The sequence below is a fragment of the Snodgrassella sp. B3088 genome (assembly GCF_026535815.1).
In the GTDB taxonomy this organism is placed as follows: domain Bacteria; phylum Pseudomonadota; class Gammaproteobacteria; order Burkholderiales; family Neisseriaceae; genus Snodgrassella; species Snodgrassella alvi_E.
The window spans coordinates 32,673-48,953 of sequence record NZ_JAFNPG010000001.1 but is presented as its reverse complement, the minus strand read 5'-3'; the positions used below and the strand labels follow the sequence as shown (position 1 = coordinate 48,953).

General features: G+C 39.1%; 9 protein-coding genes and 1 tRNA gene. 7 read left to right on the top strand and 3 right to left on the bottom strand.

The genetic code is table 11. The annotated features are described in order from the left end of the window. Positions 1 to 76: transfer RNA gene (locus tag J3U75_RS00185), tRNA-Val, on the bottom strand. A gap of 885 nt (positions 77 to 961) precedes the next feature. Here J3U75_RS00185 and J3U75_RS00180 point away from each other — a divergent pair. Together J3U75_RS00180 and J3U75_RS00175 are read left to right on the top strand one after the other, a co-directional pair. Then, positions 962 to 4,315 carry a PilC/PilY family type IV pilus protein gene (locus J3U75_RS00180; protein WP_267389972.1) on the top strand — a complete coding sequence of 1,118 codons (3,354 nt, stop codon included), beginning with the start codon at positions 962 to 964 and terminating at the stop codon, positions 4,313 to 4,315. A 700-nt stretch (positions 4,316 to 5,015) separates the two neighbouring features. Next, positions 5,016 to 8,546 (top strand): PilC/PilY family type IV pilus protein, encoded by a 3,531-nt coding sequence (locus J3U75_RS00175; RefSeq protein ID WP_267389971.1) that lies wholly within the window; start codon positions 5,016 to 5,018, stop codon positions 8,544 to 8,546. A 209-nt stretch (positions 8,547 to 8,755) separates the two neighbouring features. Here the strand turns inward: J3U75_RS00175 and ribA are convergent, their stop codons facing one another. After that, a complete protein-coding gene (ribA, locus tag J3U75_RS00170) occupies positions 8,756 to 9,379 on the bottom strand; it encodes a GTP cyclohydrolase II (protein ID WP_267389970.1) in 624 nt (207 codons plus the stop codon). Between the two features lie 4 nt (positions 9,380 to 9,383). Then, positions 9,384 to 10,088 carry a GAF domain-containing protein gene (locus J3U75_RS00165; RefSeq protein WP_267389968.1) on the bottom strand — a complete coding sequence of 235 codons (705 nt, stop codon included), beginning with the start codon at positions 10,086 to 10,088 and terminating at the stop codon, positions 9,384 to 9,386. 376 nt (positions 10,089 to 10,464) lie between these two features. Here J3U75_RS00165 and J3U75_RS00160 point away from each other — a divergent pair, with 376 nt between their 5' ends. The 5 genes from J3U75_RS00160 (at position 10,465) to J3U75_RS00140 (ending at position 16,273) form a co-directional block, all read left to right on the top strand. Continuing rightward, complete coding sequence (locus J3U75_RS00160; RefSeq protein WP_100141536.1) at positions 10,465 to 10,647, top strand: hypothetical protein; 183 nt, start codon at positions 10,465 to 10,467, stop codon at positions 10,645 to 10,647. Between the two features lie 527 nt (positions 10,648 to 11,174). After that, the gene (locus J3U75_RS00155) at positions 11,175 to 11,564 is read left to right on the top strand and encodes a YgiW/YdeI family stress tolerance OB fold protein (protein WP_267389967.1); all 390 of its coding nucleotides are present in this window, start codon (positions 11,175 to 11,177) and stop codon (positions 11,562 to 11,564) included. A 303-nt stretch (positions 11,565 to 11,867) separates the two neighbouring features. Continuing rightward, complete coding sequence (locus tag J3U75_RS00150; protein ID WP_267389966.1) at positions 11,868 to 13,187, top strand: SLC13 family permease; 1,320 nt, start codon at positions 11,868 to 11,870, stop codon at positions 13,185 to 13,187. A gap of 346 nt (positions 13,188 to 13,533) precedes the next feature. Further along, positions 13,534 to 14,847, top strand: a complete 1,314-nt coding sequence (locus tag J3U75_RS00145) for an SLC13 family permease (RefSeq protein WP_267389965.1) — start codon at positions 13,534 to 13,536, stop codon at positions 14,845 to 14,847. Between the two features lie 187 nt (positions 14,848 to 15,034). Next, on the top strand, positions 15,035 to 16,273 hold the full coding sequence (locus J3U75_RS00140) for a multifunctional CCA addition/repair protein (protein ID WP_267389964.1): 1,239 nt from the start codon (positions 15,035 to 15,037) through the stop codon (positions 16,271 to 16,273). Positions 16,274 to 16,281: the final 8 nt, after the last annotated feature.

Here is a 16,281-nt window from a genome sequence, read left to right as displayed (position 1 = left end):
TGGTGGGTGATGACGGAGTCGAACCGCCGACATTCTGCTTGTAAGGCAGACGCTCTACCAACTGAGCTAATCACCCTGTGCTGTTGAGGCGCGTATTTAATCACAGTGCCAACACTTCAGCAAGCTATTTTTTAAATTAGCAATCACTTATTAGCTAGTTATATGTTTTTTATAGATATAATTATTAAAGTAGAAATATGACTTATACATTAAATCATTCTGTAACAATAAAATTATAATTCAATTTGAAGATAAAACCAATTTAAAACAACCTTACCACAGCCATACATGGCTCAAACCTCAAAACACACTAATCTATAAATTGTCTTTTTATCCATCATCCCACTACATTACAGCCATACCAGTTTTTTTGTTCAGGGGCTAACCAGGCTCAGCTGATCATCAATATCGAACTGCAAAATTAACAAAACAAAACATGTATAAATATGCAATAAGCAATAAAATTGCCAATATAGATAAAAAAGGATTTAATAATTCATTACTGAAATCGAGAATTAAACTAAAGTAAAAGCTAAATACAATCTTAAACTACACAATAAACATATTAATAAATATAAAATACGCAATAAAATTTTAATAAATATCGATTAATTTATCCTTTACATTAATTTATTGGCTCTATCTAAGCAAAGTTAATCTGTTTACTTCTAAAATAAATTAAAAGATTATTTTTATTCAGGTTAGCATCCATGAGCATAAAATTGCTTAAAAATTCTTTTGGAATATAAAACACAGGCAAACGTTTCAGCTACCAACCTACTGTCTAACGGACCACATACATACCTTCAAACTGAATGATTACTCATGTCTGGATAGTATCCAGCATAAATGTCGGGCTAAAAATTAGCCCTTCTAAATATTTTTTTATTACTTCTCTCTGTTCACCTTGCACAAGTTAATCAGCTGGCTAAAAACAGATCTCATCAAACGCAGGAAACTTATGAACCAGCAACCTGAAGCCATTCACAATCAGCAAACCAGAAAAGAGCAACTTTATCAAACTCTACGATGTACTATTCTGGGAATCTTGAGCTTACTGTCCTACTCCTCAGTCTCAGCCTCGGCCAATATCTTTGCCAATATCCCTTTACACTTACAAAGCAAATCGATTACCACCTCATCCTACAGCGTTAAACCCAATATCACATTCTACATCGACGATTCCGGCAGTATGTCTATGAACATTGTACCCATTACATACAAATGTCGTGTAAGTAAGTGGGTACCTAATCCAGATGGAAAAGGTGGCTACTGGCCACCTTTTGCTGGCTATGAATACGGTTTTAACGTGAAACCCAAAAATACCTCAGAAGTCCGCTATAGCTGCGACACCTATCGTCGTATCGATTCAGTAAAAGAAGTATTAACAGACATCATCAATAACTATCATGATGATATGTATTTTGCTTTTCGACCCATGTGCGGTACAGGTGACCAAAAAAAATTCAACAAATTTTATGACACTTCAGATCCCGACAATTACCAGAACATGCTGGACAATATTAAAAAACTTGAAACTCCGTGTGATACACCAACCACACGCCAGTTTCCTGTCATCGCCCGTAATCTAGTGATAAACAAACTTAAATACCGTTGTCAAAAATCCTATATCATTCTGTTGAGTGATGGCGAGGCAGACAATACCTACTCCGTATCCGACAAAAACTACAATAACAGCAAAGACTCACGCTACGATGCTTATTTCGACCGTGATTACAGCAGTGAAAATGAGCGCCTCAATTTTCTGGCACGCAATCACAACATCAACAAACCATTTCGTCTGAAATACTACACAGACAGGCTCAATAATTCTAACTTTGGCAACTATATCTACACCAAGGATTATTATAATTCCAGTGGTCGATCCATTAATGCATCACCAGTTAGAAGAAAAAACGATGAAGCAGGCCAACCATGGGATGAAGTTGACCCCAAAACCGGTAAACGCTTTGTTCAAACTGCGCAGACCTTTACCATTGGTGTAGGTTTAGGCCAGCGTAATACCAATGAAGCCAAAATAGCCATTCCTTATCTGGAAAACGGTGCCACACCTAGTGGTGAATTTAATGAAAAAAACAACCCCAAAGGGCGCTTTTTCAACGCCAATTCCCGTGATGAAATTATCAGTGCCTTTGACAAAATTTTTAAAACCATTAAAGGAGAAATGACCGCTTCTACCATTCAAACCACCACTACTGCCCCCACCATTGCCATATCTAACACCAGTATCGGTAATTTATCCATTACCGCCAAAGTAGAAACCGGAGCATGGAGCAGCCGCATCTGTATATCAGATCTCGATAAAAAAAATAACAACGATACTTGCCCTATGCAGCCATCCTTTGATAACCGGCAATTACTACTGAACGATGGCAAAAACACCTATCTCTTTGATGGCAATCTAAACAGTTTGAACAACAGCACATTTAAAATTAGCAATAATAATAAAAACCGTTTAGAATGGCGCGACGGTTTACTGGCTTGGTTAAACCGCTCTCTTACCGATTCAACACTCAAAAACAATGATTTTGTATTGGATTATCGCACCCGTCGTCCGTTGAAAGATTTTGGCAATACCCGAGATATCGGCGATATCATCGACAACCCAATTCTTACCGCCGGCAATATCGAAAACAATCGCCAGCAATACCTGATTACCTCAGCCAACGACGGCATGGTCTATGTATTTCGCTCAAGCAACAGTTCAAACCACCCGTATGATTTAAAATTCAACTACATGCCAATGGGCATCGAAAGACAAAGTAACAATGGTTCTGATTTGATCGCTCATTACTATAAAGATTTAACCAGTAAAAAATACGGTTCTAACGATTCCTACCCCCATCGCTACCTCCTCAACGGCGGTATGGTCGTACAACAGACTGATGGCAGCAACAATCGCCCACAACAAATTTTTATGGTTTCTACTTTAGGACAGGCTGGGCGCGGCGCCTTTGGTATCAACATCGGCGGGCATGATGTCATAACTGGCCGTCCTCTTGCTGCAGAAAATATGAATTCATCTAATTGGTATCAAGATGTATTTCTGTTTCAGACTCCTAGCGGAAAAGACAACCAATTCGGATATACCGTTGGCACACCTGCAATTGCCCGTGTACGCGTAAACAAGGCAGCCAACGCATCGGATACATCTATAACCGACCACATCCGTCAGGCAGCATTCATCAGCAATGGTTACAACTACTCCTCAACTCTGGCTCAGGATATAAGCGCCAAACCCTCCCCTGAATCGGCATTATATATTTACGATATTCTCGGAATCGATGTAGGCACCAAAGCTTACACGCGTACAGGCACAAAAAAAGGTGAACTGATTGCTAAACTGACTGCACCAAATAGTAAAGGCGGTCTATCCAGTCCCACCGTTATTGATATCGATGGTGATGGCATAGCCGACATTGTTTACGCTGGCGACTATGGAGGAAATCTCTATCGCTTTGATTTGCGTTCCCCTAATCCGGCCAACTGGAAAGTGCATAAAATTTTTACTGCTGATGCTCCTATTACTTCAGCACCAGGTGTAGTTTTGATACAGACACCCGGACAAAATCACAGTACCAGTCAAACCGCGATTATCACGTTTGGTACTGGAAGTGATATTTATCAATCAGACTTGAATAACAAACAGCAGCAATCAGTTTATGGAATCTACGACAATTTAAATCAGACACAAGTAGAAGAAATAAATAAAAATAATTTGTTAAAACAGGAATTTATTCAAAAAGAGCGTTATAGACTACTGAGTAATTACCCATTAAACCCAAAAGTTCACCGCGGCTGGTATTTCCAACTGCAAAACAACACTGGAGAACGTGTAGTCACGAAACCAGTGATAGTATCTTATGCCGGAGCTGTCCTTTCACGCACGTACAACGTGAAAAGAGAAAACAAACTTCCTGATCCATGTAAAGTAACTACCACAACACAGCGCACCTCAGTCATCACAGGCAAAATCCAGTATAATGTAAGAAATGGAGGTGCATTACAGATTTCAGATCCCAACTTTGTGTTTGATGAACATACACCAGCAGGCGCAAGTGTCAACAAAGAAGGACCTTTTGGTTTTATAGTATTAGGCTATAATGCTATTGATATAGGTGAGTCGACTACCCAAAAGCCACTAAGTGAAAAAACGCCTCTCCCAGATAGTTGCTCACGTGCAGCTGTAGTGGCCGCCACAACCGATGGAGAAAAATTAACAGTAAATGTTCCACGCTGTCCTATCAGCATTAAGCAACTTTCATGGCGTGAAATAAGAACCAGCTATCATTAATTAAAACCAAGTATGCTTTAACAGTTTATTCTTTTTAATAGGCAGATTATATTCAAATATAATCTGCTTTATTTTCTCATACTGTGTGAATTCGTCTGATTCTTTATTTTGACAAATTATTACATTGAGCAATAATCTTCATACATATTTTGGTAAATGTCGATAATATCAATTATTTAATTCTTTATTAAAACATACCATAAAATAATTGTTTGGCTGTTAGTTTCATTATTAGGATTCGAACAGACATGTAATTAATCTGATAACTTTTGTAAATAAGTTTTAATTCAAATCAATTGACTTAAACAGTTTTTATACCTATATTATCATATATTAGTTTTTATAAAATATACTTAATTTTGAAAAATATTTTTACATTTTAATTAGTTTAGAAGACAATATCTTCATAAAATTTAACCAGCTGCCCAAGTAACAAGGTAAGGTATGAATAAAGTAGCAATTTAGAATTGAAAACCGGCTTTTCTAAATCTAAAGCAATCATGATCTCAGCAATTATTGAAGATTTGAGTGCTAAGTGAATTTTTAGTTGAATGTATATTTACATAACAATGTTTTAAATTTATTTTATTACACATTTCTTTAAAAGTAATAATATGAAAATATATATGTTTAACTGTTGATTGTATGTAATTAATTTCAAATTTAATATTTGCAGTTATATTAATCGGAGAACAACCCTATGTATAATAAAATCACAAGGGAAGAAAATTCCAGTTGTGGCTTTGGTAAAAGAATTATATTCAAAGCTGTAGCTGGGGCTTTGAGTTTAATTATGCTGCAAACTCAGGCAGCATCTAATATCTTTGCTGATGTTCCTCTGCGTTTACAAAGCAAATCTACTACCACAACTGCTTATAACATAAAACCTAATATTACTTTGTATATCGATGATTCGGGTAGTATGGGCGATTCAATCGGTTATCAATGTCAGTATCGTACATACACTTGTCAAAGATTAAACCCAAACACCAAAAAATGTTCTAACTGGGGTCCGACCAGCGGATGGAGCGGAGAGAATAATATGGTTACGGGATTTCCAGATTTAGCTAGACTAGATGAGCAAATTGATGATCCCAGTTTACCTGTAAATGAACACAAATGGACTTTTTATGGTTACTGTAAAGCTATCGGTATCGATGGTGACAAGAAAACAACCAAAATGATGATGGTACAAAGAGTATTATCAGATATTGTTGACACCAATAAAAATGAATTTTATTTCAGTCTCCAACCAATGAATAACTGGGCTGATTTAGAAAAAAATCCTAATGGATCATATCCTGCATATATTACTCCAGACTACAACAAATTTTATGATACCTCTGAGCTTAAAGATTACCAGTTTATTAAAGATCATATAATTGGCAACAAAGCGCAATCTATTCGAGGATTAAGAGCATCGGGAGGCACACCCACAGCCCTAAGGTTGAACGCTGTTGTACGCAATACAGTGATGAACAAATTGAGATATCGTTGCCAGAAATCTTATTTAATCCTATTAACTGATGGTCTGGATGCCGGAACACTTCCAATAACAGATTCCACATATTATGCCGGACGACTCAACTACGGTTATGATGGTTATTTCGATGGAAGCAATATCAGACCAGATGGTACCCTAGTAAACATAAATAATCGGTTTAATTTGCTCAATTACTACACCAATACTTTGGCAAACAAAAATTTTGGTGATTACATTTATTCCAAAGATTTTGTTAACAACTATGGTGGTGGTTACCAAGTAAATACCAATAAGTTTACGGATAAAAGATCAGTTGATGAAGCTGGTCAACCATGGAATGGACCGGATCCACTGGGCGATAAACCTGGACACACAAAAAATTTTACTCAGACAGCACAAACATTCACTATAGGTGTGGGACTGGGAAGCAGAGCTTTGTCAACTGACCAATCAAGAGCAATAGCATATTTGTTAAATGGTGCTTCTCCAAAGCCTGACTATGACCCCAAAACTAACCCAAATGCTAGGTACTTTTTCAATGCAAATTCGCTGCAGGAAATTAATGATGCATTTAAGAAAATTTTTGAAGAAATAAAAGGGAAAACAACCACTACTACAGTTAATGTCACTACCACTGCACCCACAGTAGGTGTTTCTAGTACAACAACTAAAAACGCCATGATTACTGCCCGAGTAGAAACCGGTGGCTGGAGTAGTCAGATTTGTATTAATAAACTGGATGATACAGATATTGCATCTTGCAAAATTCAGCCTGGCTATGCTAATCGTAAATTGTTGCTGAATGATGGTACAAACACTTATCTGTACTCTGATTCATTGAAAGATTTAAATAATAATTATTTTTCAATTCCAGATAATGACAAAAATAAGTCAGAATGGTTGAATGGCTTGCTTACTTGGCTTAGCCGTTCAAAAGCTGACAACGAAATTAAAAAAGACGGATATGTTCTGAACTACCGTGAGCGTAAGCAAAAAGAAAATTATGGAGACACCCGCAATATAGGCGATATTGATGATAATCCCATTCTTACTATTGGTGAGAATCAAAATAACGGATATCAGAAGTATATGATAACTTCTGCCAACGATGGTATGGTATATGTTTTCCAATCTACTAATAATGAAACTCAGCCTTATGATTTGAAATTTAATTTCATGCCTATGGCTATTGAGCGACAAAGTAATGATGGTAGTGATATTGTTGCACACTACTACAAAGATTTAACTGATAATAATTATGGTAGAGATAGTGAACATCCACATCGATTTTTATTAAATGGTGGTTTTTCTGTTTATGAAACTGAAAATAGAGGCGATGCACCTGAACTGATATTTATGGTTTCTAATATGGGTCAGGCCGGACGCGGAGCATTTGCTATTAATATCGGCGGAAAAGATTTGATTTCTGGAAAGCCAATAGGCGCTGACAATATGGGAAGCTCCGACTGGTATAAAAATGTATTTCTTTTCCAGACGCCCAGCGGAGAAAATAATAAATTTGGCTATACAATTGGTACCCCTAGTGTAGCCCGTGTTCGGGTCAATACCGATAAAGATGCCTCAGCTGTTTCAGTTAAGGATCATATCCGGGAAGCTGCGTTCCTTAATAATGGATATAATTACTCTGAAGACTACCGTAACTTGCCAACTCAACAATCTGAAGAGTCAGCATTGTATATTTATGATGTACTGGGTATAGATGTCGGTACTGCTGGTTATGTCAGAACTGGAATGCATGCCGGACAACAAATAGCCAAGATAGTTGCGCCAGGCGGATCGGGAGGGTTATCCAGTCCGGTTGCTTATGATATTGATGGTGATGGCGTTGCTGATCTTGTTTATGCCGGTGATTATGCAGGTAATTTGTTCCGTTTTGATTTGCGTAGCCCAAATCCAGCTAATTGGAAAGCGACTAAAATCTTTTCAGCGGGTGCTCCTATTACTACTGCACCAGCTATTTATGAAGCCCAACAAGACCCTAATAATTCTTCATCGGATCAGAAAACGAATCGTAAAGTGGTTATTGTATTCGGTACAGGTAGTGATATTTATCAGTCTGATTTGGAAAATAAGGACCAACAAACCATCTATGGTATTTACGATGATCTGACACCAAATGTTGACCCACTGGTTAGTAAAAATTCTTTACTGCAACAAGTTATGACCTATAACGGTGGAACAGGTGTGTTAAGTAATAATCCTTTTTCAGCTGACAAATACAGAGGCTGGTATTTTAATCTGAATACTGATGGTGAACGTGTGGTAACACCTGTAGAACAGCTTTTATATTCTGGAATGGTGCTTACCCGTTCTTATTCAGTTTCTTCTGATAATAAGCTTCGTGATCCTTGTCAGCCGGTAACCACAAATGAAAAAACCAATGTTTACACAAGAAAAACGCAATTCAATGCTCTAACAGGTGGTGCATTGCTTGAATCGGATCCGCATATCATCTTTGATCCAAACACTCCTTTAGCAAGCAGTGTCGGCATTGATAGTCTAGTAGGTATGAAAATTAGTGGCGGAAGTAATAAGAATGTTCTCAGCGTTTCTGGTAAACAAACTTCATTAAATAAACAAAAGGAAAATCAGACAAGCTGTTTACGAACCGCTCCTCAGATAGCTATGACTGATGGATCCAAACCAGTGATAAATGGTATTCAAATGTGTCCTATCAGTATTAAACGATTGTCATGGAGAGAAGTGAAAACAAGTTATCTTGATTAAATTAATTAAATAGCTAGTCTTGATAACTTTAATCTGCACTTACTACTTGAGTAATAGCTTAGGTAGTAAGTGCTTTTTTTTATTTAAAATATGAAAAATAATTTTTTTATTGGCTTGAAAAGAAGTTTAGATTAGCGTGCGTTTAAAACTAATATAAAAAGCATATTTTTTAAATTTTAAAACAAGTATTTATTCAGATAATAATCTAATTAGTTTGCGAAATGGCCAAGTTTTTCCATTTTGGTGTGCAAATAATGCTGATTTTCTGGATTCTGTCCTACATGTAAGGGTACGCGCTTGACTACGTTGATGCCCGATGCTTTAAGGGTATCTACTTTATGAGGGTTATTGGTCATCAGCTGTACTGAACTGATGCTAAGATAATCGAGAATATATTTGGCCAGACTGAAATCACGTGCATCTATAGGCAGTCCTAAGGCCAGATTGGCTTCTACGGTATCCATACCTTCATCCTGAAGCTTGTAAGCTCGAATCTTATTGAGTAAGCCTATGCCCCTGCCTTCTTGCCGCAAATAGACAATTACACCACGCCCTGCCTTCTGTACGGCCTTCATGGCTGCTTCTAGCTGTGGCCCGCAATCGCAGCGTCTAGAAAAAAGAGCATCACCGGTCAGGCATTCTGAATGGATGCGGCCAAGAACTGGTTCGCCACTGCTTACATTACCTACTGTAAGTGCAATGTGTTCCTGTTTATTGCGTACATCTTCAAAACCGTACATTGTGAATTCACCCCACTGGGTAGGCAAACGGCATGCGGAAATGAATCTTACGGGGCTGTTATCTTTTATCTGATTTTGTTGTGTTGCTTTCATGTTTTTATCTCTTGATGGAAGTCTCGATGGCCTGATGCAGGTTTTGCAATAATGGAGGAATGACAATGGCTAATGCTGTACAATCTATCAGTTCGGCTTCGGTAATAGCATTGGGCTGTATGTGTGCTGCATATAGTACGCCCAGTACTTGCCCCTGTGAATTGGTAATTGGAATAGCCAGCTGGGAATGAGCAGCCTGCTCGCCAGTTAAGCTGCCATCGCTCAGCCAATGCTGGACATTATTCACCTGATTCAGCCAGCCGGTAGTGGCGGTACGTGCAAATAAATACTGCTGCACCTGTTGCTGGCCGCAAACGATTTGTGCTGGCAGGCTGCTACCACGGGAAAGCAGTCGATACAATTGTCCTGCTATTTCATCCAGCTCATATAAGTATAATGCAAAGATTTCATTATGATGACGGCTGGCTATTGAATCTAAAGCCAAATACATCTGGCGCAAGGTATATGTGCTGTTGTTATTGGTAGTAAAAAGTTCTGTAGGCTGAAGCTGATGCAATGATGCGGTGTTCACTCCTAGTTTTTCTGCAAGACTAAAACCATTTTCCTGATACCAAATTACTGACATATCTATTTCGGCCTGTGCGAGTGTTAAAACCGATTGGGCAGCCAGCATGGCCATCTGCATTTGGTCTGCCGATAATTTTAATCCTTGAGTTTGCAGGTAATCATGCACCTGAGCACAAGCCATACGTTTCCTTGGAGATTTCTTTACAAACAAATATTGTAACCGAAAATGATGCTGATTCTTGCAAATATGCTTCAAGCGTCTTTAAAAACTTATTTATTCATTATTAAATTATTTATAAGTTAATGTGATGACAGATATTAATGGTTATTTATCAGTTATTTTCATGAGTGTTGTGATGGTCTAGGTCTGATTGGTTTCAATGATTCTGTGGGGATATTAGGTGACTGTTTCTTTGTATCTGGGTGAAGGATAAATATGGGCCGTTAATTTAATTGTAACAAGTTAAAATAATGTTAAGTACTTGTATTATATTAAATTACATCGAATAATATCTTCACCGTAGTTTCACGGTTACTATTGTGAATAGGAGTAGTATATGAGTAATCTTAAACCTGGCGATAATTCTGGTACCAACGGTGGTATTTATCAAGAAGTTGATCAGCACGGTCATCCTCTGGAGAATTTTGCAACAATTAAGGATCATGAAAAAGCACCGCCTACTCAGCACGCAGGTAATTGCTGGAAACTGAAAAGCAGAACACCAGACAGTAAGCATTAGTTTTACTTAGACAGCTATCTGGCTGTGGTTTTTGATGGGTTTATAAATATAATCTGTGGCAGTCAGATAGCTCAAAAGATTAAAACATTGAAAAATAATATCTTTTTTTGTTTTTATTTTTTTGTTATTGAAACTGTACTGTGATGGATACGTGAATTAAGAATATGAAACTCTGCTTTTCTGACTAAATCAACTTTTACATGGATATTACTATATAATGATTTAAATCTAGTATCCCATTTTTTGTCTACTATTTAGATTTCTTCTCCAGTTTCTTCCTTATTTCTTGCTTAGAATATAGCTATTTGTTATCTCTGCGTTCTCAAATGCTGTCTCCAATATTTGTTTATTTTTTTCGTTAATATTCTGATTTTTCAAATCTATTTTCATAATACTCTTTTGCATTTTCAGCAGATATTAGGTATTTGCCATATAATTTTCTTTACTTTACTTCAAAGTCGATATTTAATACCGTTATTTACTATCAATAACAGAACTAGCTTTGATAAACGTAGAGAGAAATCACCATGAAAAAAATTACTGCATTGTCTGGGATTATTGCAATGGTTTCTATGCCGCTAATAGCTGCCGGTCAAGGAGGATTTACTGGTCCTTCTGTGTCCACGCAAAAGAGTGGATATAAAGACCCTAATGCCCCTGTAACCACTGTTATTCATGCCAAATCTTTGCCTGACGACAGTCGTGTAATTTTGCGTGGCAAAATAACCGAACGTGTTTCGGATGATATGTATAAGTTTAAGGATGCTACTGGGGTAATAGATGTGGATATCGACCAAAAGCGTTGGAACGGACTAAGCGTCGATCCACAGGATACCGTGGAAATTCAGGGAGAGGTAGATAAGGACTGGAATTCAGTAGAAATCGACGTGAAACATCTTCGTAAGATTGTGCCATAAATCTAGCGATAAACAGCGCCTAAATGTTCAGGAGACGCTATCTTTGTTTTGTCTGAGTATGCGTTGATTTTGTTAGCCTGACTATGTCTGGCATGGCTTGTAGAAATATGTGACTAAATAATTTAATAAAAATATTATGCTGTATGATTAATACTAATTAAAGTATAAGTATATCGGCTTTATGCCACAGCTTGAGGAAATGAGTGTGAAAAGGTCGCTACCCAGTTGCTGCTTTGTTGGTAAATATGTTTTGCCAGTTTGAATATATTGATTAAATATAATTTATAAATATCAGGTTTGTTTATGTCTTTTCTGCAAATACTGTCTTTGGTATTGCTGGTATTGATACTGGTGTTATCTATCTGGCGACATGTAAATATTGGTTTATTAGGATTTTGTGCAGCTGCCGTAATGCTGGTGGCTTCACAGACTTATCCTGATAGTGGTATGGCCTCTCAAACTCAGGCTTTAACTGCTAAAACGGTATTGGCTCATTTCCCAGGATCTATTGTGACGTTGTTGATCGGGGTGTCTTTACTGTTTGCTCATTTTGAACGCAGTGGCAGTCTCAGCTGGATTACCGATAAGGTCTATAAAACAATTGGTAATCATGCGATGCTGATTCCTTGGGTGGGTTATGTGTTTGGTCTGTTTATCTCAACGGCCGGTGCATTTTCTACGGCTACCATTACTTTACTGGTGCCGATTACGGCTGCTTTGGGCAGACGTTTGCCAAAAATATTTTTTATTTGTGAGGTGGCGGCTGTTGTAGGGGCGAATACTGGGGCATTATCACCTATTAATCCTGTAGGGATGGTGATTAAAGATGCTGCCAGCCATGCGAATGTGAGTTTCAACGGCTGGCAGCTCTGGTTGTTGGGAACGATTGTAAGTGCTGTAACAGTATTGATCTTGCAATTTATTTTTAGCCCTAAAAGAATGACAGATAGCCCAAAAGGCCAAAAACCCGGGCGTGGGCTAGCCCTGTTGAAACCGATAGCGTTGGATAACAGTGAGAAGAAACAATTGTGCCCTTCTTACGCTGTGTGCTCCACTCTGGCTGTATTGCTGTTTATTGTGCTGGTGGTGTTTGCCGATGCTGATGTCGGCCTAACTTCGATTTCGCTGGCTGTAGCTATGATGCTTTTGTTTCCGCAGCAAAGTAAGGATTTTTCTAAAAAAATTCCTTGGAATGCGGTGATTGTGATTAGCGGACTGCTGGTGTTTATTGGGACAATGATGTCAGTACATACGATGCAGGCTGTGGAAGAAAGCTTGCTAAGTATGACAAGCAATCAGATTATTCTGCTATTTATCATTGCTTATCTCACGACCTGCCTGAGTAATGTGGAATCATCTACTATAGGGGTAATTAGTTTGATGACGCCGATGATTTTCACCATTTTCGGTGGTTCTGAACATTTACCATTGATTTTGGCTGCCTGTACGGCACCAGCTCTGCTGAGTGTGATTAACCCGATTCATATTGCCGGAACGTTAATCGTCAGCTACACCGATGAGCAGCAACAGGATGCGATGTTTAGGCGTCTGCTGACTATCGCTTTTTTTACAATACCGATTATTCCGGGTGCCACAATGATTTTACCGGCTATTTTATTCTGAATGTTACCGGCAGTCTGATGTTTTACGGGTGATGGATTGGATTTGTGCATAGAAAATATTCTGTGATTATGCAGCAGGTGCTTAGTTATTGCTTATTCATCTGATAATTCATTTATTTTCTGATTCAAGCTAACAAACTTTACTCTTTAATTTAATTCAAAGAATTAGTGATTAGGTTAATTTTTGTTTGTTAATTTTACCCAGATACTTTATAACGTAAACACATTTATCTGAATATTTTGCTGTAAGAAACATACTGAAAGCTGAATAAATTTAAATTTTGTTTGATTAGTGTGAATTTCAACGCAACTTTTCTTTTCAGAATGAAAACAAATCAGGACTACTTATGAACTTACCACAGATATTATCGCTCGTATTACTGGTTGTGATTTTAATTCTGGCTGTCTGGCGACATGTCAATATTGGTTTGCTGGGGTTCAGTGCAGCAGCTGTAATGGTGATGGTCTCTGCTTTAGGTGCAGATGGTTCCGCTGCTGAGACAGTGCTAAGCAGTAAGGCAGTGCTAAATCATTTCCCCGGTGCCATAGTGACGCTGCTCATTGGTGTATCTTTGTTGTTTGCCCATTTAGAAAAAAGCGGTGGGCTGAGTTGGTTTACCGATAAGGTATACTCAAAAATGGGACATCGAACCCATTTGGTACCATGGATAGGCTATTTTATCGGTTTTGCCATTTCTACAGCCGGCGCGTTTTCTACTGCTTCGATTACTTTGCTGGTTCCTGTAATAGCAGCTCTGGGCAGAAAACATCCCCGATTATTTTTTATCTGTGAAATGGCTGCAATTATCGGGGCGAATACTGGAGCTCTGTCTCCTATTAATCCCACTGGACAGGTTATTCTTGAGGCAGCAAAAAAAGCTCAAGTCATCTATAGCCCATGGCTAGTATGGTTTCTGGGGATGGTGCTCAGTTTTGTGCTGGTTATCGCTTTACAGATAGTTTTCCAAGATAAACGGGTAGTTGATGTATCCGAAGTGAACAAGGGCAAAAAGGGTTATCTGTTACTTAAACCTGTGACTCAGGAAAGTTGTGATAATCATCAATTGCAGCCTTTTTATGCACTTTGTTCGACAATTGCGGTGCTGATTTTTCTGTTTCTGGTGATTTTTGCTAAGGCTAATGTTGGTTTAACTGCATTAACGTTAGCTGTGGTGATGATGCTGTTTTTCCCTAAAAACAGTAAGGATTTTGTGAAAAAGATTCCTTGGAATGCGGTAGTAGTAATCAGCGGGCTTTTGGTTTTTATCGGTACGATGATGCAGATTGATACCATGAAAGCTGTAGAACAGGGACTATTGAGTATGACCAGCAGTAAAATTGCGCTATTGTTTATGCTGGCCTATCTGACCACCTTCCTCAGTAATGTTGAATCGTCTACTCTTGGTGTAATCAGTCTGATGATTCCGATGGTATTCACGATTTTCGGAGACTCACCACAAATTTCCCTGATTCTAGCAGCTTGTGCGGCTCCGGCTATGCTGAGTGTGGTTAATCCGATTCATATTGCAGGCACACTTGTTGTGAGTGTTACGGATGAAAAACAGCAGGAAACGATGTTTAAACGCTTACTGATTATCGCTTTTGCTACAGTACCGTTTTTCCCTGGTCTGGCTATGATTGTGCCGGCCATCATGATGTAAACTGATAATGAAATACACACATTTGCCGATGAATAAGCGCTGTTGGTGATACGGCTGGTAATTTCTGTTTTCTCTCTGTAGTTTTGCTGCTTAAGACAGGTGGACAGTTTGAGGGAATGCAAAAAGCGGTTAACAATTGGGCAGGAGTACGGCACAATTGACTTCTGTTTTCGACTGATATTTTCATATGCAGATTTATTTGGTTGGTGGTGCGGTAAGAGATAAATATTTGCAGCGTCCTGTGTCTGACCGCGACTGGGTAGTAGTGGGTGCCACGGCAGTAGAAATGTCTGAGGCTGGCTATCAGCCAGTGGGCAAAGATTTTCCGGTGTTTCTACATCCGCAAACACACGAAGAATATGCGCTGGCGCGTACAGAACGCAAAGTCGCCGCAGGCTACAGTGGATTTACTTTCCATGCAGCAGCAGATGTGACGCTGGAGCAGGATTTAAAACGGCGTGATTTAACCATCAATGCAATGGCAGAGGATTCTGAAGGCCATCTGATTGACCCTTATCATGGTCTGGAAGACTTACGTCGTGGAATTTTGCGCCATGTTAGCCCTGCTTTTGCTGAAGACCCAGTGCGCATTCTGCGCATTGCCCGCTTTGCGGCTCGTTATGGCTTTCAGGTAGCAGATGAAACCATGGGGTTGATGCGACAAATGGTGGACAACGGGGAAGTCAACGCACTGGTCGCAGAAAGAGTATGGCAGGAACTGGCTAAGGGATTGATGGAAAACCAGCCGCGTCTGATGATTGAAGTTTTGCGTGCCTGCGGTGCCCTGAAAATTATTCTGCCAGAAGTAGATGCTTTGTTTGGGGTACCACAACGAGCTGTGCATCATCCAGAAATAGATGCGGGTGAGCACACGCTACTAAGCCTTCAGTATGCTGCGGAACACGATTATTCATTACCCGAACGTTATGCAGCCCTCACCCATGATTTAGGTAAAGCGTTAACTCCTAAGGATAAGCTACCTGGTCATCCTGGACACGATTATGCTGGAATCAAGCTAGTGGAAGCTGTTAATCAGCGCTGGCAGGTTCCCAAAGCCTGTGCCCAGTTAGCTTTACTGATATGCAGCTATCACATCAGGCTGCACAGTGTGGGACAGTTGAAACCCAAAACTGTTTTGGAGATTCTCAAGCAAACTGATGCGTTACGGCGTCCACAACGCTTTGCTCAAATTCTGCGAGTCTGTGTGGCCGATGTCCGTGGTCGGCTGGGTTTTGGGCAACAACCTTATCCGCAGCAGCAACACTGGCTGGCATTACAGTCGGCAGCCATGGCAGTTGATGCTGCGGCCATTGCACGAGCTTCTGATAATCCGCAACATATTGCGCATGCTATAGAACGAGCGCGGCTACATCAAATCAGCCCATTGCAGAATGCTTATCGTCAATCACAATCTAATGGCTATTAATTATGGTA